We start from the raw sequence: 21492 nt of genomic DNA, 5'->3' as shown, positions 1-21492 counted from the left end.
AGCGCTGGACGTTGCAGACGCGGCTCATGCTGACGGTGGTCAGCGTCGTCGCGTTGACGCTGATCGCGAGCGCGGTCGGACTCGCCACCACCATCGGGACCGTTCTGGTCTCCACCGTCGACACGAACACCGAGTCGCTGACCCGGAGCCTCAAGCTGTTCGACAGCAGCGGCTACGTCGTGCGAGCGCGGTCGGCGGAAGAGACGATCGCGGGCACACCGGGACTCCCCTACGGCTACACGCTTCTCGTGCAGGATCCGCGCGGTCCGGTCACCGGCGCGACCTTCGACGGCGAGGAGGGAGTGCGCAGCCTCACCGCCGCCGAGGTGAACGATCTGGCCTCGACAGACCTCAGCGCCCTTCCCGCCACGATCGAGATCGGTGATCTCGGCGCGTTCCGCGTCGTTTCATTCGAAGCGGGCGACATCACGGGGCTGGGTGCCCTGCCGCTCGCCCAGGTCGACAAGAGCGTCGCGACCGTCGTCACGACGATCGCGATCGTCACGATCGGCGGCCTGCTGCTGCTCAGCGCAGCGATCGCGGTCGTCATCCAGCGTTCGCTGCGGCCGCTGCGCGTCGTCGCCGACACCGCGACGCGGGTGGCATCGCTCCCCCTGTCGCAGGGCGCCGTCTCGATCACCGAGCGGGTTCCCGCGGAGGAGACCGACGACCACGACGAGATCGGCCGCGTCGGCGCTGCCCTCAACACGCTGCTCGACCACGTCGATGAGTCCCTCGTCGCACGACAGCGCAACGAGGAGCGCATGCGGTCGTTCGTCGCGGACGCGAGCCACGAGCTGCGCACCCCGCTCGCCTCGATCCGCGGGTACTCGGAGCTCTCGCTCCGAGCGATGCGCCAGGGCGTGCCCGGAGTCGAGGAGACCACGACCGCCGCTCTCGAGCGCATTCAGGCGCAGTCGCTGCGCATGACGAGCCTCGTCGAAGACCTGCTGCTCCTCGCACGTCTCGACGAAGGGCAGGAGCTGGTCTACGGAACCGTCGACCTGACCGCACTCGCCATCGACGCCGTGGCCGACGCGCGCGCAGCGGGACAGGACCACGAGTGGCGGCTGGACGTCGGTGACGAACCGGTCGTCGTCGCGGCGGACGCGACCCGCATCACGCAGGTCGTCGCGAACCTCTTGGCCAATGCCCGCGTCCATACTCCCGCCGGGACGACCGTCACCACCGCGGTGCGCGTCGCCGACGGAACGGCGATCCTGTCGGTGCACGATGACGGCCCGGGGATCGACCCCGCCGTCGTCGACGAGATCTTCGAGCGCTTCTCGCGAGGCGACAGCTCGCGAGCGCGGCAGACGGGTGGCACGGGCCTCGGCCTCTCGATTGCCCGCGCCATCGTCGCGGCGCACGGCGGCTCGCTCACGGTGCAGAGCGAACCCGGATCGACCACGTTCGAGCTGCGGCTGACGGCGCGACCGGCCGATCCCGGATCGGCGGGTACGATCGCGGGGACCGACGCGGAGTCGGATGCCGGGACGGGGTCGGGTGCCGGGCCGGGCGCCGGGTCGGGGGCGAGTGCCGGGCCGGGCCCGATCACGCCTGAGCACGCGGGCGGAGCCGAGGACACAGCATGACGCTCCGCCAGCCGCGGGTCGTCGCGGTACGCCGCGGGCGCGTGCAGCCGTCCGGCTCATGGATCTATGTCTGGGTCGACGGGGCGACGGGCGACATCGCCTACGTCGGTGCGACACCGTACGACCCCGTGCTTCGCACTCACCTGCACCTCGAGAGCGACGATGCGCAGCTGGGCAGAGTACGAGCGACCGTCGATGGATATGCGGAGCGCGACTTCGACGTTCTCGCCTTCGAGCTTCCCGCCGACATCGAACGCGCTGAAGCGAAGGGTCTCCTCAAGCGCCGTCTCCGTGGGGATGCCAACCCGTCACCGACGGATGTATCGACGGCGCTGTGGCGCGCGGTGGACGACATCGCACGCGCCGTCGAACACCAGCGTTCTGAGATCGCCCGACGCGGTCGGGCAAACGGCTGAGGTCGTCTGTTCCTCCCCAGGGGCGATGCTTGGTCGGTCCTGCCCATAGAATCTGTGTTCTAATGCAATGTCTGACCCTGCTGCCACAATGGGAACATGGCAGCGAACGGCGGTGGTGGTCCGGACGGCGGCGTGGTCTCGCCGCACGGTCCCGCGATCGCGGCGTACGGCGAGGCGCTCGCGGTGGTGCATTACGCGGAGGTCGCGTCGGTGCGGGCTCTGGCCGAGCTGGGCCGGTCGGCGCTTCGTGAGGCGCACCGTGATGGTGTGCGGGGGCTGGCGTCGGACATGGAGCTGCGGTCGGTCGCGGCCGAAGCGGCGGGCCTGGCCCGGCGGACCGACCGGCGCCTGCAGGCCGACATCGATCATGCGCTGACGATCGTCGACGAGTACCCGGCCGTGTTCGCGGCGTGGGAGGGGCGGCGGATCACCCGCGACCACGTCGACGTGGTCGTTCAAGCGGGAACCGGGCTGCCCGACGAGGTGCGGGGCGAGTTCGAGATCGCCGCGATCGCGGTGTGCGAGCGTGACATCGCGACCCGGGTGAAACCGGCCCTGCGGGCCCTGGCTGAGAGGCTGCACGAGCGCACGTTCACCGACCGGCACCGCGACGCCGCGGCAGGACGGTGCGTGCGGGTCTCACACGGCGCGGACGGGATGTCGGATGTCACCGCGACAGTCCCGACCGTGATCGCGGTAGGGATGCTCGACCGGCTCACGCAGATGGGACAGTCCGTGAAGGACGCCCGGGTCGCGGGGGCGGGCGCTGGGGCGGGCGCTGGGGCGGCTGCTGGGCCGGATGCCGCGAGCGCAGACGAGGCGGCTGATACACGGACGATGGACCAGCTGCGGGCCGACATCCTCGGCGACCTCGTCCTCGGCGGCGCGCCCGTGGTGGATCCGTTCTACGGCACCGACCGCGCCGGTGGACTCGGCGCGATCCGGGCACGCGTGCAGGTCGCCGTCGCGGCGGAGACCCTGACGGGGCGTGACGAGAACCCCGCCGAAGCTGTGGGCGCCGGGCTGATCGACTCCGACACGGCACGACAGCTCGCCGGGCAGGTCGGCGAGTGGGACCGGCTGTTTATCGATCCGGTCACCCGGACGCCGGTCGAGATCGACACGTACCGGCCCACCGCGTCGATGAAGAAATTGCTGGTGGCCCGGGATCAGCACTGCCGGTTCCCGGGATGCCGCCGGGCCGCGATCCGCTGCGAACTCGACCACACCGTCGATCACGCCCTGGGTGGGCACACCCACATCTTCAACCTCGCCCACCTCTGCCAACGACACCACTCCATGAAGCAATTCACCACGTGGGAAGTCCGGCAGGTCGGCGGCGGGGTCCTCGAATGGACCTCACCCCTCGGACGGGTCTACCGCGAAGACGTACCCATACCGGCAGTCTGCTTCACCAGCGAAACCGCGAACCCGCCACCGGTGGACGGAGCCGGCGGGCCACCTCCGCCCGATGGACCGACACCGTTCTGAGGAATCGAGCGATCTGGATGCGGGCCGCGAAGAGCGACGGAAACCGAACCGTGCTGACGGAATCGACGAGCGCCCAGCCGCACCTCCGATCCGGGCCGGCCGCCAGACTAATACCCGGCGAACGCGTCGGTGGTGAGCGACCGCGCCCTCGAGAGGGCGGGAGCGAGGTCGGCGATGAGCCGAGGCGGGCCGGAGATGAAGGCGTGCCGCTCGGTGAGGTCCGGCACGAGCGTGGCGAGGGATGCCGCGGTCAGCCGCGCCCCGCCGGTCCACGTCCAGTGGTCGGGAAGATTCCGCGGCTCATCCCGCGTCACCACCATCACCGGGATGCCCGCGGCGATGATGTCATCGCGGAAGGCCAGTTCCTCGGCATCCGACGCCACATAGACCATGACCACATCCCGCCGCTCCCCCGCCAGACGCATCTCGCGCAACTGCGAGACGAAGGGCGTCACCCCGATACCGGCCGCGACGAGCAACACCTTGGCATCGGTCCGTGCGGGGAGCACGAAATCGCCCCACACGCCGGTGACGGGAAGATCGCGACCGGGCTCGACCAGCGCGAGCGCCTTCTTGTAGCTCGACTGCGACCCCTCGCGGATGGCGATCCGCACCTCCGGCAGCTCCGCGGGCGCCGAAACGATCGAGAATTCGCGCCGCGTCCCCCGCGCATCGGGGCGACGGTGCGGCACCTCGAGTTCGAGGTACTGTCCGGGACGGAATCGGAAGCCGCGATGAGCGCGGAACGTCAGCTCCCGCACGGAGGGGGTCAGCGCTGTGCGTTCGACGAACGTCAGGCGCACCGCGGCGCGGTAGGCGAAGAAGAACGCGAGCAGGTTGCCGATGAGCAGCGCGCGCTCCTGTCCGAGACTGACGTCACCGATGAGGATCGGCCAGCCCGCCAGCGCGCCCACCAGCGCAGCGACCGCGTACTGCTGCCTCCGACGCGGCGGAAGGGTCAACGGCTCAGACAGCATGAACGCACCGAGGAAGAGGAACGGCGACGACCACAGCACCTGCCCGATGACGGTCGCATCGACGGGGAGCGAGACCTGGGCGTACTGCACGAACGTCCGCACGAGCGCGACAGCGACCGCGACGACCAGGAAGACCGCGACCACCCGCACCTTCTCCGTGCGCACGAGCACAAGACCGCCGAGAAGGATGACGGGCACCGCGAGAACGGGCGACCCCACCCACCACGCCGACGCGCCCAGGTCGGGGAACGGGATGCTGAGCACAGTGAGCACCGTTGCTCCGGCCGCGGCGGGATTGAAGATGTGTCGCCCACGCCAGGCCAGCAGGTACTTCGATGCGGAGGCGACCACCCCGGCGACCGCGAGCCCCGCGATCCCCGCCGGATCGAGCGTCGGACGCAGCACGAACAGCAGGATGAGCGCGGTGATGACCGCCGATTCGATGCGCCACGTTCGGCCGAGCAGCCGCTGCGCTACAGCATCCACCACGATGATCGCGGCGGCCAGGACGACGAGCGACACCGGGAGAGCCAGCGGATCGCCCGCGATCTGACCGGCGACGGTCAGCACGAAGGCGATGACCGCGAGCAGGGAGAGGGCCATGAGGACGAATCGGTACATCGACACGCGTCCGAGCGCGCCGACGGCTCGGTTTCGAAGGGCCGTCAGGGATGTCATACGAACAACTCCGCTTCGCAGTGGGGTGACCATTCGACGGAACCGTCGGTGCGCATCCGCACCCACGAGGCCTCACTGCGCTCCGCGAAGCGAGGCCCGCCGTCGAAGAAGAGGGCTGTGGCGACGGCATCCGCCGTCATGGCGTCCGAAGCGACCGCCCACGTCGCCGCGTACTCCCGAACCGGTTCGCCCGTGCGCGCGTCGAGAACGTGATGCAGACCATCGCCCCACGCTCGACGGTTGGTCGCGGAGGCGCACAGCGCCCCGGCGTCAAGCGTCCAGACTCCGACGGCCCGGGACCCGTCATACGGGTGCTCGAGCGCGACACGCTGCTGCACCCCGTCGATCGCGAGGTCGCCGCTCGCATCGACGACGAGCCAGCCGGCCGTGCGCCGCCGCAACTCCGACATCACGAGATCGACGAGGCGACCCTTGCCCACCGCGCCCACATCGATCGTCGCCGGGCTGTGAAGCGTGAGTCGATCGTCCGCCAGCTCGACGACATCGCGCCACCGGTCCGGCGCGGCCATCGCTCCACGGTCGCGGAGGGAGTACGAGCCGTCGTAACCGCGCCGGGCGAGTGCGTCACCGACGAGCGGGTTCACCGCGCCGTCCGTGACGTCGGACAGGTCGCCGTACATCGCCAGCATGTCCGCGGCGTCGGGAGGCGCCGCGACCGATCCGCCCGACGCCAGCCGGCTCACGGTCGAGTCCGCGCGGAATCTCGACCAGTCCCGGTCGAACGACTCCACGAGCGACATCACCGCTGACCGATCGCCGTCACGCAGCGGCACCTCGCTGTCGACGCACCACGCGGTTCCGATGGCGCCGAACTCCCACCGCCCGAAGCCGCCAGTCGCGACGATCATGCTGCCGCGTCGGTGCGGATCTCCTCGACCGCCGCGTTGAAACCACCGCTCGTGAGCGACGAGCCCGCCACGCGGTCGACCTTCACGTCGTCGAGGCTCTTGCCGACGACGGCATCCGAGATGCCGCCGATGAACTGCGACTGGTACTGCTTGCTCTCGCGGCGGGTCGGCTCACCGGTGACCTCGACCGCGGTCACGGCATCGGATTCGACCGTGAGCGTCACGGTGATCGTCTCGGGGCCCTCGGGGGTCTGATAGGTCCCCTCGGCCGTGTACGTGCCGTCGGTGTAAGTGCCGCCGGTCGCCCCCGACGAACCGCTCGAGCTGCCCGAACCGGTCTCGGTCGTCGCGTCGGCGGAGGGCGCCGTGCCTGATGCGGGCTGCTCGCCTTCGGCTTGGCCCGCGCAGCCGGCGAGGAGCGCGAGGCCGGCGACGGACGCCGCGGCGGCGGTCACGCGGAGCGAACGGGGTACGGCAGTGGCGCGGATCATGATGGGTCCTCCTGTGTCGTGCCCCTCCGGGGGGAGGTGGGCTGATCTCACGCTAGCGGCCCGTCGCCATGGCTCCCCTCTGTCGTTCCTATGCGTTTGCATCGAGTTCCGGCGCGCGCCACAGCGCTTTCAGCCCTTCGACCGCGAAGAAGATCGCCACGGCGAACCCCAGCGGAAGCAGCCAGGCCTGCGCCGAGAGCGGCCGCGAGTCGAACAGCGCATTCATGAACGGCACGTACGTGTAGATGAGCTGCAAGCCGACGAGGGCTGCAGCCGACCACCAGATCACCCGGTTGCCGCGCAGGACATCCCGGGTCAGGCTCGAACGGCGCAAGAACCGGCAGTTCAACAGGAACGCCAGCTGGCCGAGCGCGAGTACGGAGACCGAGACCGTCCGGGCGACATCCAGCTCGGCGCCCGTTGCTCGAACGATCGCGAACGCCGCGAGCGTCGCTCCCCCGATCATCACCGACACGATGAGGACGAACAGAAGTTCGCGCAGCGAGATGATCGACCCGCCGCTCGACCGGGGCGGTCGCGACATGATCCCCGGCTCGGCCGGCTCGTACGCGAGGGCGAGCGAGAGCGTCACCGCCGTGACCATGTTCACCCACAGCACCTGCACGGGAGACAACGGCAGCGCCAACCCGAAGACGACGGCGACGAGGATCACGAGCGACTGGGCCCCGTTGGTGGGCAGCAGGAACACGATCGACTTGCGCAGGTTGTCGTAGATCCGGCGCCCCTCGCGGATCGCGGAACGGATGGTGGCGAAGTTGTCGTCAGCGAGCACGATCTCGGCGGCTTCTTTCGTCGCCTCGGTGCCCTTGATCCCCATCGCGACTCCCACGTTCGCGCGGGTGAGCGCGGGGGCGTCGTTGACGCCATCACCCGTCATCGCGACCACCTCGCCGTGCGACTGGAGCGCTCGGACGATACGGATCTTGTGCTCGGGACTCGTCCGCGCGTAGACGTCGACGTCGCGGACGACATCCTTCAGCTTCTCCTGGCTGAGCGACTCGAGCTCGCCGCCAGTGAGCACGCGGGGTTCGTCATCCGACACCAGCCCCATCTCACGGCTGATCGCGACGGCCGTTCCCGCATGGTCGCCCGTGATCATCTTCACGCGGATGCCGGCCCGGTGGCAGTCGGCGATCGCCTCGACGGCCTCGGGGCGCGGGGGGTCGAGGATGCCCCAGAGGCCGAGGAACTCCAGCTCATCGACGTCGTCGATCCCGACCTCGTCGAGGCGCGACGGCTTGCGCGCGGCGGCGAGCACGCGCAGGCCCTCGGCGCTCAGCTCGGCGATGACCGCATCCCAGAACTCGCGGTCGAGTTCCTCCGGCCCCGCGGCCCCGCGCTGGCGCGTCGAGCGGTCGAGCAGCCGGTCGGGCGCGCCCTTGACGAGGAGAGCGCGCGACCCGTCGGCGCCCTCGTTCAGGGTCGCCATGAACTTGTTCTCCGAGTCGAACGGAAGCACGTCCACGCGCCGGACGCCCTCTGCCTCACCGTCGTGTCCGCCCTTCATCGCGACGACGCGCAGCGCACCCTCGGTCGGCTCACCGACGAGCTTCCAACCGTCGTCATCCGAGACGATGTTCGCGTCGTTGCAGAGGTCCGCTACGGCGAGGACGGCCGACAGATCACCGCCGGAACGCCCGTCCCCGTCGGTCCGCTCGATCTCGCCCGCCGGTTCGTAGCCCAGCCCCGAGACGTCGTAGCGGGCGACCGGGGTGACGATCCGCCGCACCGTCATCTCGTTCTTCGTCAGCGTGCCCGTCTTGTCGGAACAGACGGTCGTCACCGAGCCCAGCGTCTCGACAGCGGGAAGCTTCCGCGTGATGGCGCGACGCCGGGCCATCTGCTGGACACCGATCGCCAGAGTGATCGTCACGAGCGCCGGCAGCCCTTCCGGGATCGCCGCCACCGCGAAACCGATCGTGGCCGAGACGAGCTCGCCGAACGGCATCCCGTGCACGAATCGACCGATGAGCATCATGGCGGCCGCCATCCCGAGGATGACGAGGGTCAGGACCCGCCCGAACGCGTCGAGCTGCTTCGTGAGAGGCGTCGTCAGGGCTCCGGCGCCCCCGACGAGCTCCTGGATCTTGCCGATCTCGGTACGAGCGCCCGTGCCCGTGACGATTCCGCGGGCCTGTCCCGCCGACACGATCGTGCCGGAGAACGCCATCGACGCCCGGTCGCCGACGCCGGCATCCGCGTCGACCGGATCGGTGTGCTTCGACGCCGGTACCGACTCGCCGGTCAGCGCCGCCTCGTCGATGCGCAGCTGGCTCGCCTGGACGAGCCGGAGGTCGGCCGGAACCTTGTCGCCCGGTGACAGGCGCACGACGTCGCCGGGCACGAGCTCGGCGGCGGGCACACTCCGCCACGAGCCGTCTCGGCGCACGCTCGCATCCGACGACAGCATGCCGCGGATGCCCGCGAGAGCCTTCTCGGCGCGCCCCTCCTGGGCATACCCGATCACCGCGTTGATGATGGCGACGGCGAGGATGACCCACACGTCGAGCCAGTCCGCCATGACCGCCTTGATCGCGGCGGCGGCCAGCAGGATGTAGATCAGCGTGTCGTTGAAGTGCGAGAGGAACCGCAGCCACGCGGGCGTGCGCTTGGCCTCGGGAAGGACGTTCGGCCCCACCGCGTCGAGGCGCCGCCCTGCTTCATCCGAGCTCAGGCCGTCGGCGCTGGTTCTGAGCGCCGCGGCGACCTCGTCGACGGGGCGGGCGTACGAGCGAGGCGACTCGAGATCCGCCTCGGAGACAGGGGCAGCCATGGGGCCGATCCTACGGCGTGCGGCTTTGCGGTACACCGGAGGCCGCCGGAGAAGATCCTGGTGCGGCCCCGTCCCGAGCCCGACGCTCGATGCAGCGCCGGGGTCACCCTGCCGGGGTCAGGTCGAGTCAGGCGGCGCCGTCGAACATGCTGGTGACCGATCCGTCCTCGAAGACCTCCTTGATCGCGCGCGCCAGAAGCGGGGCGATCGGGAGGATGGTGAGGCCGGGGAACCGCTTGTCTTCACCGAGCGGGATCGTGTCGGTGACGACGACCTCGTCGATCGCGGCGTCCTGGAGTCGCTCGACCGCCGGATGGCTGAAGACCGCGTGCGTGGCCGCGACGATGACCCGCTCGGCGCCGTTGTTCTTCAGGGCCTGCGCGGCCTTGACGATGGTGCCGCCGGTGTCGATCATGTCGTCGACCAGCAGGCAGACACGTCCGCGCACGTCGCCGACGATCTCGTTGACGGTGACCTGGTTGGCGACGTTCGGGTCGCGACGCTTGTGGATGATGGCCAGCGGGGCGCCGAGGCTGTCGGACCACGTGTCCGCGACGCGAACGCGACCGGTGTCGGGTGACACGACGGTGAGCTTGTCGCGGTCTTCCGGGCTGAGCGTGCGCTCGAAGTGCTCGAGCAGGACCGGCTTGGCGAACAGGTGGTCGACGGGGCCGTCGAAGAAGCCCTGGATCTGCGCGGCGTGCAGATCGACGCTCATCACGCGGTCGGCGCCGGCGGTCTTGAACAGGTCCGCGACGAGGCGGGCGCTGATGGGCTCGCGTCCGCGGCCCTTCTTGTCCTGACGCGAATACGGGTAGTAGGGCGCGACGACGGTGATGCGCTTCGCGGATGCGCGCTTCGCCGCATCCAGCATGATGAGCGTCTCCATCAGCCATTCGTTGACCGGCGGACCGAACGACTGGACGAGGAAGAAGTCGCAGCCGCGGATCGACACCTCGAAGCGGGTGAGGATCTCGCCCGACGCGAACGTGCGGTGCTCGGTGGGAACGAGCTCCGTGCCGAGCTGGGTGGCTACATCGGCCGACAGCGCGGGGTGCGAGCCACCGGATGCCACGACGAGACGCTTCTTGGTCTTGGCGACCAGTCCCGGGGCGATACCCCGCGAGACGTCGAGGTCAACCGTGTTCTTCTTGCGAGCCATCGTCCGCTTCCTGTGAAGACCGCACGCGTGCCGCTGCTGCGGCGGCTGCAGTACCGGGTCTGTTCTTCTCGACCCACCCTGCGACATTGCGCTGGGGGGCGACGCTGAGCGCGAGAGCACCGGCCGGCACGTCCTTGCGGATGACCGCTCCGGCGCCGGTCTTGGCGCCCTCACCGATCTTAACGGGCGCGACGAAGACGTTGTGCGAGCCGGCGTGGACCTCGTCGCCGATGACGGTGCGGTGCTTGGCCAGGTCGTCGTAGTTCGCGGTGATCGCGCCCGCGCCCAGGTTCACGCCGCGACCGATCTCGGCGTCGCCGACGTACGACAGGTGCGGAACCTTGCTGCCCTCGCCGATGACGGCATTCTTCGTCTCGACGAACGTGCCGATCTTGCCGCGCTCTCCCAGCTGCGTGCCCGGCCGGATGTACGAGAAGGGCCCCACGGTCGCCCCCGCCCCGATGACGGCGAGCGTCGCGTCGCTCCGGGTGACCGAGGCGCCCGCGCCGACCTCGCAGTCGGTCAGTGTCGTGTCGGGGCCGACCGTGGCACCCTCCGCGATCGCGGTGGCCCGCAGGATGTGCGTGTTCGGCAGGACGGTGACATCGGGGGCGAGCGTAGCCGTGACGTCGATCCACGTCGTGGCGGGGTCCTGCACGGTGACCCCTTCGAGCTGCCAGCGGCGCACCGTGCGCGCGTTCAGGAGGCGTCCGGCCTCGGCCAGCTGCACGCGGTCGTTGACGCCGACGATGAGGGTCGGGTCGACCACCGGCTGTGCGGCGACGGCGAGGGCGTCGGCGCGCAGCATCCCCACGACATCGGTGAGGTACTTCTCGGCCTGGACGTTGGCCGTGCTGATCCGGCCGAGACGTTCGCGCAGCGGCCCCGCCTGGAACGCGTAGACCCCGGCGTTGACCTCGTCGACGGCTCGCTCGGCGTCCGTCGCGTCCTTGTGCTCGACGATCCGGTCGACGCCGCCGGCGGTATCGCGGATGACGCGGCCGTAGCCGGTGGGGTCGGACAACCGTGCGCTCAGCATCGTGGCCGCGGCGCCGGTCGAGCGGTGCGTGCGCAGCAGGTCGCGGAGCGTGCCGTCGTCGAGGAGAGGCACGTCGGCGCTGAGCACCAGCACGTCGCCCGCGAACTCCGGGAGCTGGTCGAGCGCGACCTCGACAGCCCGTCCCGTGCCGGGGATCTCGTCCTGGTCGACGACGACGACCTCGGGAGAGACGCCGAGCACGGCCTCCGCGACGCGGTCGCGCTCGTGGCGGACGACGACGAGCACATGGGCGGGGGCGAGGTCGCGGGCCGTGTCGAGCACATGACCGACGAGCGGACGGCCCCCGATGCGATGCAGCACCTTCGGGAGGGACGACTTCATCCGCGTCCCCTGGCCCGCGGCGAGGATCACGACGGCGAGACGGGGATCGAGTTGGGTGTCGCTCATGCTCCGCCGCCAGGACTCGAACCTAGACCTCACAGCTCCAAAGGCTGTCGTGCTGCCATTACACCACGGCGGACCGCCGCACCGAGGTGCAGCCCGACAAGTCTGCCAGAGCGCACGGCGCCCCGTCTCCGCGGCGCCTGTGTCGCGCGCCCGGTTCGCGATAATGGGGCCATGGCACACGAGACCGACGAGGTGGACCGCATCGTCGGTGCGTGGTCGCTGCAGCGTCCCGACCTGGACTTCTCGCCGCTCGAAGTGCTCTCGCGCGTCGATCGACTGTCACGCCATCTCGACCGCGCGCGTCGCGAAGCCTTCCGCCGCAGTGATCTCGAGCCCTGGGAATGGGACGTCCTGTCGGCCCTCCGCCGCGCCGGCGAGCCCTACCAGTTGAGCCCTAAGCAGCTCCTCCAGCAGACCCTGGTCTCGAGTGGCACGATGACCAATCGCATCGACCGGCTCGTCGCCCGCCGGCTCGTGCGGCGCGAGTCCGACCCGGGTGACGGGCGCAGCGTCCTGGTCACCCTGACCGATGACGGACGCATCCGCGTGGATGCCGCGATCACGCGCCTCGTCGACGCGGAGGCGGTGCTCCTGGCCGGTCTGTCGAAGAGCGACCGCGACCGCCTCGCCTCGCTCCTGCGCAAACTGTCGCTGGGCTTCGACGGCACTCCCCCGCCACCGTCCGCCTGAGGTGTCCGAGCCTCGCTGACAGCGTGCGCCCGGCAGGGGTGGCCTAGCCTGGAAGCAATATGGCGCATCTTCTGGGAGCCGAGGGCCTTCGCCTCGAGTATCCGACCAAAGTGGTGTTCGACGGGGTCTCCCTCGGTGTCGACGAGGGCGACCGCATCGGCATCGTGGGCCGCAACGGCGACGGCAAGTCGAGCCTTCTGCGCATGCTCGCGGGGCTCGTCAAGCCCGACTCCGGCCGGGTGACCGTCCGCGGCGGCATCCGCGTGGGGGTCCTGGCGCAGGCCGACGACCTCGACGACGACCTCCGGGTGCGCGACGCCGTCGTCGGTGACCTGGCCGATCACGAGTGGGCGGGCGACGCCCGGGTGCGCGACGTCATCGCGGGGCTTCTCGGCGATCTCGACTGGGAGGGCCCAATCCGTGGTCTCTCGGGCGGTCAGCGTCGCCGGGTCTCCCTCGCCGCGCTCCTCGCGGGCGATCACGACGTCATCTGCCTGGACGAGCCGACGAACCACCTCGACGTCGAGGGCATCTCGTGGCTCGCAGAGCACCTCAAGCGCCGGTGGTCGGCGGGTTCCGGTGCGCTCCTGGTCGTGACGCACGACCGCTGGTTCCTCGACGAGATCTGCACCGCGACGTGGGAGGTCCACGACCGGATCGTCGAACCGTTCGAGGGCGGCTACGCGGCGTACATCCTGCAGCGGGTCGAGCGCGACCGGCAGGCAGCCGCCATCGAGGCCCGGCGGCAGAACCTCGCCCGAAAGGAACTGGCCTGGCTGCGCCGCGGCGCCCCCGCCCGCACGTCGAAGCCGAAGTTCCGCATCGACGCCGCGAACGAGCTGATCGCCGACGTCCCCGAGATCCGCGATCGGGTCGCGCTGCAGTCGCTCGCGGTGTCGCGACTGGGCAAGGATGTCGTCGACGTCCTCGACGCCGGTGTCAGCTACGGCGACCGGGTCGTGCTCGAGAAGGTCGAGTGGCGCATCGCGCCGGGCGAGCGCACCGGCATCCTCGGCGTGAACGGCGCCGGCAAATCGACCCTCCTGGGGCTCATCTCCGGCACCGTCGAGCCGACCGCGGGACGCGTCAAGCACGGCAAGACCGTCAAGGTGGCGACCCTCTCGCAGCGCATGAGCGAGCTCGACGAGCATCTCGACGAGCCCGTCCGCGTCGTCATCTCGAACCTCCGCACCAGCTACACGATCGGATCGGGGTCGAAGGCGCAGGAGCTGACGCCGGGGCAGCTGCTGGAGCGGATGGGCTTCAGCTCGGCGCAGCTGTCGACGCCCGTCAAAGACCTCTCGGGCGGACAGAAGCGGCGTCTGCAGCTGCTGCTCATCCTGCTCGACCAGCCCAATGTGCTGATCCTCGACGAGCCGACCAACGACCTCGACACCGACATGCTCGCGGCGATCGAAGACCTCCTCGACTCGTGGGCGGGCACGCTCATCGTCGTCTCCCACGACCGGTACTTCCTCGAGCGCGTGACCGACCAGCAGTACGCCATCCTCGGCGGACGGCTGCGACACCTTCCCGGCGGCGTCGACGAGTACCTGCGTCTGCGACGCGAGCAGCCTCAGCGCACCGGCGCGAACGCTGCGACCTCGGCCCCCTCCTCGGGTTCGGGCACAGGATCGACGAGCCCGGCGGCTCCGACGCTGAGCGGAGCCGAGCGCCGCGCCGCCGAGAAGGAGATCTCCGCCATCGATCGCCGACTGGAGAAGATCCAGGGCGAGATCGCGGCCGTCGATGCGCAGCTCGCCGATGCACACCACGACTTCGAGCGGATCATGGGGCTGCAGCGACGACGCGACGAGCTCGTCACCGAGACGGCCACGCTCGAGGAGCGGTGGCTCGAGCTCGGCGAGGCCATCGACGGCTGACTGCGCACGGCACGACGAAGCCCCCGGCGCGATGCGCACCGGGGGCTTCGTTGCGGATCAGACGAGTCCGTTGTCCTCGAGGAACTTCTTCGCGATCGCGGCCGGCTCGAGCTTGTCGACCGTGCTCTGGACGTTCAAGGCGACCAGGGCCTCGGGGGTGAGCTTCGCGCTGACGGCGTTGATGGTGTCCTCGACCTCGCCCGCGAGATCCTTGTTGACGACCGGGACGACGTTGGACGCGAGGAAGAGCCCCTCGGGGTCTTCGAGCACGACGAGGTCGTCGGTCTGGATGCGCGGGTCGGCCGTGAAGACGTTCGCGACGTTGACCGTGCCGGCGACGAGGTCGTCGACCGTGGTCTCGCCGGTCGCCTGGAAGCCGACCTCGATGCCGTAGGTGTCGGCAAGGCCCGTCGGACCGTAGGGACGCTGCTCGAGCTCGGCAGGACCGCCGAGGGTCAGCGGCTCGGTGACGTTCGCGAGGTCGGCGATCGTGGTCAGGTTCCACTGCTCGGCGAACGCCGCCGTCACGGTGTACGAGTCCTGGTCGCTCGCGGTCGCCTGGTCGAGCACCGTGAGGTTCTCGGGGAGCGCGTCGGCGAGAGCGGCGTACACGTCCTCGGAGGTGCGGGCGGTGGTGTCCTCGTCGAAGTACTGCAGCAGGTTGCCGGTGTACTCGGGGAACAGCGTCAGCGACCCGCTCTCGAGCTCGGGCAGGTACGCCTCGCGCTGACCGGTCGTGAACTGACGGTCGACGGTCTTGCCGGCACCCTCGAGGGCCTGCGCGTAGATCTCGGCGATGATCTCGTTGGAGTAGTAGTCCTGGGAGCCGATGACGATGGTGCCGTCGGCCGGGGCCGCCGACTCGCCGCCGCCCTCCGCGAGCGGGTCGGAGCTCGCGCATCCGGCGAACAGGGTGGTGGCGGCGAGCACGCCGACACCGGCCGTCAACAGGCGGCGGGTGGTGAAGCGGGACATGGGTTCCTCTTTTCGGTGATGCGAAGGTTCGGTGCTGTGGGTCGGGATGGTCGGTCAGGCGGTCGCGGCGACGGGCCGGCGGCGGCGCTGCGGGGCGTCGGCGGCACGGACGCCACGCGGCACGCTGAGGCGTTGGAGGAGGGCGAAGACGGCGTCGAGCAGGAGGGCGAGCAGCGCGAGGATCAGGGCGGCGCCGAGCACCTGGTCGATCGCGCGGAGGTCGATGCCCTGGATGATGCGGAAGCCGAGCCCGCCGAGGTCGGTGTACCCGGCGATCGTGACGGTCGCCACGACCTGCAGCACGGCCGAGCGCAGCCCGCCGATCAGCAGCGGCAGGCCGAGGGGCACCTCGACACGCCAGAGGATCTGCCACTCGGTCATGCCGACCGCGCGAGCCGCGTCGATCGTGCGTCGATCGATCGCCTGAAGCCCGCTGTACGCGCCCGCGAGGAGCGGCGGGATCGCGAGCACGACGAAGGTGATGAACGCCGCCTCGGTCTTCTGGGTGACGCCGAGCAGCAGGATCAGCAGGATCAGCAGTCCGAACGACGGGATGGCCCGCGCAGCCCCCGACACGGCGACGGCGAACTCGCGTCCCTTGCCCGTATGACCGATGGCCCAGCCGATCGGCACCGCGATGAGCGCGGCGATCACGACTGAGACGAAGGTGTAGAACAGCTGCTGGCCGATCAGGAACGGCACCGAGTTGCTGCCGGTGTACTGAGCGGGGTCGAGCACCCAGGCGATCGCGTCGACGAAGACGTTCATGCGGTCGCCTCCCGTCGGCGGCGCGCGCGGCGGTCGCGTCGGACCGATCCGGCGTGCGCCCACGGCATGACGACGCGTCCGATGACGACGAGCAGCGCGTCGATGACGAGAGCGATGATCGCGACGGCGAGGATGCCCGCGAACACCTCCTCGAGCAGACGGCGCTGGATGCCGTTGGTGAAGAGATACCCGAGGTTCGTGACGCCGACGAGGATGCCGACGGTCGCGAGCGACACGGTCGAGACGGCCATGACCCGCAGGCCCGCGAGCAGCACCGGGCCCGACAGCGGCAGGTCGACCGCCCAGAACCGGCGGAACCCGCCGTATCCCATGGCCGTCGCCGCCTGCCGGACGCCCGGGTCGACCGAGTCGAACCCGTCGGCCACCGAACGGGTCTGGATCGCGATCGCGTAGATCGTCAGGCCGACGATGAGGTTGGTCTCGGTGCGGATGCCGTATCCGAGTGCACTGGGAAGCAGCACCAGCAGGGCGAGAGAGGGGATCGTGTAGAGCAGTCCCGTGAGGGTGATCACCCACCCGCGCAGCAGGCGGTAGCGCCACGCGACCCAGCCCAGCGGCACGGAGAGCACGAGTCCCAGCACGATCGCGATGACGCTCTGCCGGATGTGATCGAGGGCGAGCGAGAAGATGAGGTCGAGGTTCGACCAGATCCACGACACCTCAGGCGTCTCCTTCGACCAGGGCGCCCTGCGTGCGCCCCTCGGAGTCGACGAGCACCGCACCGTTGGCCGTCCGCTCGACGTGCAGGGCGCGCTTGCCCCGGTCGACGCCGATGAAGCTCGCGACGAACTCGTCTGCCGGGTCGCGGATGATCTCGCTGGGCGAGCCGACCTGGAGCTTGTGGGCACCGGCCGCGAGGATCACGACCTGGTCGCCGAGGAGGAAAGCCTCGTCGATGTCGTGGGTGACGAAGACGACGGTCTTGCCGAGCTCGCGCTGCAGACGCAGCAGCTCCTGCTGCAGCTCGTCTCGCACGATGGGGTCGACCGCCCCGAACGGCTCGTCCATGAGGAGGATGTTGGGGTCGTTGGCGAGGCCCCGGGCCACCCCCACGCGCTGCTGCTGACCGCCCGACAGCTGGCTCGGATAGCGGTCGGCCATGCGCGTGTCGAGGCCGACCGTCTCCATGAGCTCGAGCGCCCGGCGACGCGCATCGCGCCGGCTCGTGCCGGTGAGGACGGGCACCGTGGCGATGTTGTCCGCGACGGTGAAGTGCGGCAGCAGACCCGAGTTCTGCATGACGTAGCCGATACGGCGGCGCAGCTGCACCGGTGATCCGGTCGCGACGCTCTCGCCGTCGATCTCGATGGCACCGGAGGTCGGCTCGACCATCCGGTTGATCATGCGCAGGAGCGTCGTCTTGCCGCACCCGGACGATCCGACGAAGACGGTCGTCTTGTGCGAGGGGATGACGAGCGAGAAGTCCTGCACCGCCCGGGTGCCGTCGGGGAACTCCTTGACGACGTCGCGGAACTCGATCACGCGCTCAGCTCTCGATGACGACCGAGCGGTCGAACGCGACGTATCCCGAGAAGTCGGTGCCCACGCGCTCGATCGCGGTCGGATAGGGCGTCGGGTACGACCATGCCTTGTCGGGCGAGCCGGCGACATCGAAGTACTGGGCGTCACCCTTCCAGGCGCACGTATAGGGCGTGTCGCTCTCGGTCAGGACTCCCGGCGCGACGCTCCGCGGCGGGAAGTACCAGTTGCCCTCGATCCGGACGAGATCGCTCTCGTCGGCTTCGGCGATGATCGTGTCGCCCAGTCGTGCACGCATGGCGCCGCCCTCCCGTTGTGGTCTCTCACGCTAGCGTTCGGAGCCGACACCCGGGCCGTGTTGCGTCATGTCGCGAAATGGACTAAAGCAGCGCATCCCGACCCGGCGGTCAGTACCAGAGACCGACGCGCGGCACCGTCGTCGACGCGAACATCCGCGTGGATGCCGCGAGGTCGGTGCCCGTCAGTCGGCCGGCCCGCCCGAGAGTCTCGGGCGACACACCACCGAGATAGACGGCGGCGAGCTCGACGACCGACAGGTCGAGCACATCGGCGCCGGTCGTATCGGCATCCGCCGCCGTCGACACCGTGCCCGCGCCGCCGTCATCGATCGTCAGGAGGTACTCCCCCGTAGCGATCCCGAGCGGATCGCTCACTCGCAGCAGCAGGCGACCCGCGGCACCATAGGTGCGCGCACGGAGGGCGGCAGGCACATCCACGATGCGCAGGTACTGGTGGTCGAAGACCGAGACCGACGCCGCCCGCCGGTCCCCGATCATCCACAGCACCGGCTCATCGACCGAGCACAGCTCCGCGCGGACGTGGGCCACCAGATCGAGCTCGAGCAGGAACCGCCAGAGCGCGGCGTAGGCGTCGTCGGTCTCGGCGATGAGAATCGTGACCTTCGCGGTGCCCTTGACGATGTCGCGCTCGTGCGGCGCGAGCGTGTAGGTGAGGATGCCGCGCACCTCGCCCGCCGCGTCGCGGTACTGCACGCACCGGATGTCGCCGCCGTCCTTGGCATCGGGGTCGGTGCCGGTGAAGCGATCGCCGTGTCCCGGCGGCAGCGCGATGTCGCCCGGGGTGCGGCGACGCGTGCGCTCGTGGAGCGTTGCGACGACGTCGCGCGCGGAGGTCCGGTCGATGAAGTCGAGACGACCGTCGGGCGTGGGACCCGCCCAGCGCACCCGACGGGTGTCGATGTCGAGGATCGCGGCCGATGCCGCCGACGCGAAACCGTAGCGGCCGTAGAGCGTGGACTCGGTCACCGTGAGCATCGCGATCGGCAGCCCGGCCGCTGCGACGGTGCGGACCTCGCCCTCCAGGAGGGCGCGAGCGATGCCGCGGCGGCGGTGCGTCTGCGCGACCGTGACGGCGCTGATGGCGCCCGCGGGGATCGTCCCGCCCGGCACCGTGAGTTCGGACGGCCACGACGCGATCGTGCCGACGGCGACCTCGGGCATCGGACCGCTCTCGTCGAACACGCCCGTCAGGCGTCGCGCGCTGTTGCGACCGCGCGCGCCCGCGATCTGCTCGGCCGAGCGCTCGCCGTCCTGGAAGCCGCGCGAGACCGCCTGGATCCACCCCTCGAAGGCCGGCTCGTGCGGGGGCACGGTCCGATAGGTCAGGCCGCGCTCGGCGAGGGAACGACGGGACGCCTCGTCGACGTCGCGATGCAGGAGGGGGTTCGGGGTTTCGGTCATCGTGTCATCACTTTCGCGCCCGTCACCGGGCCGGAGACATGACGGGCCCGGTGGCCCATCGCGGACAGGTCGTGCTCGATGCTCTGCGCGGCGGTGGCATCGGCCGCCAGGAACGCGAGGGTGGGCCCGGAACCGGACACGAGACCCGCGAGGGCGCCGAACTCGCCGGCGCGCTCGAGCAGCTCACGCAGGTCGGGACGCAGCTCGCATGCCGCTTCCTGCAGGTCGTTGCGCAGGGCTGTCGCGAGCAGGTCGGGAGAGCCGGACCGCAGGGCCTGCAGCACGACAGGGTCGACCTCCGGCGGTTCGGGACGCGGCGCGATGTCGGGACGGCGATCGGCGCGCAGCCGATCGAGCTCGGCGTAGACCTCGGGGGTCGAGAGCCCGCCGCCGTCGGCGATGACGAGGACCCAGTCGAAGCGCGCTCGCCCCAGCGCCGGGCTCAGTCGATCCCCGCGTCCCGTGCCGACGGCGCTGCCGCCCATGAGCGAGAAGGGGACGTCCGCACCCAGGCGCGACGCCATCTCCTGGAGAGCGGGCGAGGTCAGCCCCGCCCCCCACAGGGCGTCGCACGCCACCAGTGCGGCCGCGGCGTCCGCCGAGCCCCCGCCCATCCCTCCGGCCACCGGGACGGCCTTGCGGATGTCGAGGTGCACGCCGCCGAGATAGCCGACCTCGCGCGCCACCATGCGGGCAGCACGCAGGGCGAGGTTCCGATCGTCGAGCGGAACGCCGGGCACGGGCGCGCCGGTCTCGTCGCGGACGCTCACGGTGAAGTCGTCCGCCGGGGTGGCCACCAGGTCCTCGTAGAGCGAGACGGCCTGATAGACGGAGGCGACGTCGTGGTACCCGTCGTCCTGCACCGATCCGACGTCGAGGAACAGGTTGATCTTGCCGGGTGCCCGCACACGCACGCGGTCGGGGACGGCACTGAGGCTCATGACCCGTCCGGCCCGTCCCAGATCGAGCCGATGCGAGCCGCGATGTCGTCGATGCGCCGCAGCTCGTCGTCGGTCAGGTCGGGACCATCGAGGGCGGCGAGGTTCTCGTCGAGCTGAGCCGTGCGCGATGCGCCGATGAGAGCCGACGCGACCACGGGGTCGCGCAGCGTCCACCGGATGGCGAGCTGCGCGAGGGTCTGCCCGCGCTCGCGGGCGAGGTCGCCCAGCTCGCGCAGCCCTGCCAGCGCCGATGCCGACAGCCGCCCGTCGTCCGGCAGCGAGAAGCGCTGCATGGACCGCTCCGACGTGCCGTCATCGAGGTATCGCCCCGTCAGGAGTCCCTGCTGCAGCGGCATGAAGCCGATGGCACCCATCCCGTCGGTCCGCAACTGGTCGGTGAGGCCGTCCTCGATCCAGCGGTTGAGAATCGAGTAGGAGGGCTGGTGGATCACCAGCGGCGTGCCGAGGTCGCGTGCCACCGCGGCGGCGCGCGCGGACTTCTCCGCCGAGTACGACGAGATCCCGACGTAGAGCGCCTTGCCCTGACGCACGAGCGCGTCGAGCGCGCCGACCGTCTCCTCGATCGGGGTCGTGTCGTCCTCGCGGTGGGAGTAGAAGATGTCGACGTAGTCGACGCTCATCCGCTTCAGCGACTGCTCGGCGCTCGCGATGAGGTACTTCCGCGACCCGTGGTTGCCGTATGGGCCGTCCCACATGTCGTATCCCGCTTTCGACGAGATGATGAGCTCGTCGCGGTAGGGGGCGAGATCCTCGCGCATCATGCGGCCGAAGTTCGTCTCCGCCGAGCCGTAGGGCGGCCCGTAGTTGTTCGCGAGGTCGAAATGCGTGATGCCGCGGTCGAAGGCGTGACGCAGCACCTCGCGCTGGCGGTCGAAGGGGATGTTGTCGCCGAAGTTCCACCACAGCCCGAGCGAGATCGGGGGCAGGAACAGTCCGGACGAGCCGACCTGGCGGTACCCGCTGCTCTCGTAGCGATCGGGTGCTGCGGTGTAGGGGCGGTGCAGGTCTCCGCCGCGCGAAGCGGGGAAGCGGGGCGAGGCGGTCACGATCCGAGCCTATCGACAGCTCGTCGG

Annotated in this window: 19 protein-coding genes and 1 tRNA gene; 5 read left to right on the top strand and 15 right to left on the bottom strand. The window is 70.2% G+C overall.

The window, feature by feature from the left end; all coding sequences use genetic code 11:
* The first annotated feature begins 26 nt into the window (after positions 1–26).
* The 3 genes from C3481_RS00355 to C3481_RS00345 all read left to right on the top strand — a co-directional run bounded on the left by C3481_RS00355 (position 27) and on the right by C3481_RS00345 (position 3502).
* A complete protein-coding gene (locus C3481_RS00355; RefSeq protein ID WP_103841921.1) occupies positions 27–1595 on the top strand; it encodes a cell wall metabolism sensor histidine kinase WalK in 1569 nt (522 codons plus the stop codon).
* Positions 1592–2011: a hypothetical protein gene (locus tag C3481_RS00350; protein WP_103840380.1), complete on the top strand. Its 420-nt coding sequence runs from the start codon at positions 1592–1594 to the stop codon at positions 2009–2011. The genes C3481_RS00355 and C3481_RS00350 overlap by 4 nt, the downstream gene beginning before the upstream one ends.
* 96 nt (positions 2012–2107) lie before the next feature.
* Positions 2108–3502 (top strand): HNH endonuclease signature motif containing protein, encoded by a 1395-nt coding sequence (locus tag C3481_RS00345; RefSeq protein ID WP_103840377.1) that lies wholly within the window; start codon positions 2108–2110, stop codon positions 3500–3502.
* A 107-nt stretch (positions 3503–3609) separates the two neighbouring features.
* Here the strand turns inward: C3481_RS00345 and C3481_RS00340 are convergent, their stop codons facing one another.
* The 7 genes from C3481_RS00340 to C3481_RS00310 form a co-directional block, all read right to left on the bottom strand.
* A complete protein-coding gene (locus C3481_RS00340) occupies positions 3610–5157 on the bottom strand; it encodes an FAD-dependent oxidoreductase (RefSeq protein ID WP_103840375.1) in 1548 nt (515 codons plus the stop codon).
* Positions 5154–6026 carry an FAD:protein FMN transferase gene (locus C3481_RS00335; RefSeq protein ID WP_071918008.1) on the bottom strand — a complete coding sequence of 291 codons (873 nt, stop codon included), beginning with the start codon at positions 6024–6026 and terminating at the stop codon, positions 5154–5156. Before C3481_RS00335 ends, C3481_RS00340 begins: the two co-directional genes overlap by 4 nt.
* A complete protein-coding gene (locus tag C3481_RS00330) occupies positions 6023–6517 on the bottom strand; it encodes an FMN-binding protein (protein ID WP_023950339.1) in 495 nt (164 codons plus the stop codon). Before C3481_RS00330 ends, C3481_RS00335 begins: the two co-directional genes overlap by 4 nt.
* 88 nt (positions 6518–6605) lie before the next feature.
* Complete coding sequence (locus tag C3481_RS00325) at positions 6606–9311, bottom strand: HAD-IC family P-type ATPase (protein WP_071918007.1); 2706 nt, start codon at positions 9309–9311, stop codon at positions 6606–6608.
* A gap of 127 nt (positions 9312–9438) precedes the next feature.
* Positions 9439–10473, bottom strand: a complete 1035-nt coding sequence (locus tag C3481_RS00320) for a ribose-phosphate diphosphokinase (RefSeq protein ID WP_023950335.1) — start codon at positions 10471–10473, stop codon at positions 9439–9441.
* A complete protein-coding gene (glmU, locus tag C3481_RS00315; protein WP_023950333.1) occupies positions 10448–11920 on the bottom strand; it encodes a bifunctional UDP-N-acetylglucosamine diphosphorylase/glucosamine-1-phosphate N-acetyltransferase GlmU in 1473 nt (490 codons plus the stop codon). Before glmU ends, C3481_RS00320 begins: the two co-directional genes overlap by 26 nt.
* A 1-nt stretch (position 11921) precedes the next feature.
* Positions 11922–11993 (bottom strand) — tRNA-Gln (locus tag C3481_RS00310).
* 98 nt (positions 11994–12091) lie between these two features.
* Here C3481_RS00310 and C3481_RS00305 point away from each other — a divergent pair.
* Both C3481_RS00305 and C3481_RS00300 read left to right on the top strand, forming a co-directional pair.
* On the top strand, positions 12092–12610 hold the full coding sequence (locus C3481_RS00305) for a MarR family winged helix-turn-helix transcriptional regulator (RefSeq protein WP_023950331.1): 519 nt from the start codon (positions 12092–12094) through the stop codon (positions 12608–12610).
* A 59-nt stretch (positions 12611–12669) separates the two neighbouring features.
* The gene (locus tag C3481_RS00300) at positions 12670–14493 is read left to right on the top strand and encodes an ABC-F family ATP-binding cassette domain-containing protein (protein WP_103840373.1); all 1824 of its coding nucleotides are present in this window, start codon (positions 12670–12672) and stop codon (positions 14491–14493) included.
* A gap of 57 nt (positions 14494–14550) precedes the next feature.
* Here the strand turns inward: C3481_RS00300 and C3481_RS00295 are convergent, their stop codons facing one another.
* The 8 genes from C3481_RS00295 to C3481_RS00260 form a co-directional block, all read right to left on the bottom strand.
* Complete coding sequence (locus tag C3481_RS00295; RefSeq protein ID WP_023950327.1) at positions 14551–15468, bottom strand: ABC transporter substrate-binding protein; 918 nt, start codon at positions 15466–15468, stop codon at positions 14551–14553.
* Positions 15469–15522: 54 nt separating this feature from the next.
* Positions 15523–16236, bottom strand: coding sequence for an ABC transporter permease (locus C3481_RS00290; protein ID WP_023950325.1), 714 nt, complete (start codon positions 16234–16236; stop codon positions 15523–15525).
* The gene (locus C3481_RS00285) at positions 16233–16916 is read right to left on the bottom strand and encodes an ABC transporter permease (protein ID WP_023950323.1); all 684 of its coding nucleotides are present in this window, start codon (positions 16914–16916) and stop codon (positions 16233–16235) included. The genes C3481_RS00290 and C3481_RS00285 overlap by 4 nt, the downstream gene beginning before the upstream one ends.
* 1 nt (position 16917) lies before the next feature.
* On the bottom strand, positions 16918–17739 hold the full coding sequence (locus C3481_RS00280; protein ID WP_023950321.1) for an ABC transporter ATP-binding protein: 822 nt from the start codon (positions 17737–17739) through the stop codon (positions 16918–16920).
* Between the two features lie 4 nt (positions 17740–17743).
* A complete protein-coding gene (locus C3481_RS00275) occupies positions 17744–18034 on the bottom strand; it encodes a DUF427 domain-containing protein (RefSeq protein WP_023950318.1) in 291 nt (96 codons plus the stop codon).
* Between the two features lie 109 nt (positions 18035–18143).
* Positions 18144–19457 carry a GNAT family N-acetyltransferase gene (locus C3481_RS00270; RefSeq protein ID WP_064956464.1) on the bottom strand — a complete coding sequence of 438 codons (1314 nt, stop codon included), beginning with the start codon at positions 19455–19457 and terminating at the stop codon, positions 18144–18146.
* A complete protein-coding gene (locus C3481_RS00265) occupies positions 19454–20398 on the bottom strand; it encodes a 4-(cytidine 5'-diphospho)-2-C-methyl-D-erythritol kinase (RefSeq protein ID WP_103840371.1) in 945 nt (314 codons plus the stop codon). The genes C3481_RS00270 and C3481_RS00265 overlap by 4 nt, the downstream gene beginning before the upstream one ends.
* Positions 20395–21465, bottom strand: a complete 1071-nt coding sequence (locus tag C3481_RS00260; RefSeq protein ID WP_064956463.1) for an aldo/keto reductase — start codon at positions 21463–21465, stop codon at positions 20395–20397. The genes C3481_RS00265 and C3481_RS00260 overlap by 4 nt, the downstream gene beginning before the upstream one ends.
* Positions 21466–21492: the final 27 nt, after the last annotated feature.

Origin of the sequence: Microbacterium sp. Ru50, from assembly GCF_002920555.1 — a bacterium.
GTDB lineage: Bacteria > Actinomycetota > Actinomycetes > Actinomycetales > Microbacteriaceae > Microbacterium > Microbacterium arborescens.
This window is presented reverse-complemented; position numbering and strand designations above follow the sequence as displayed.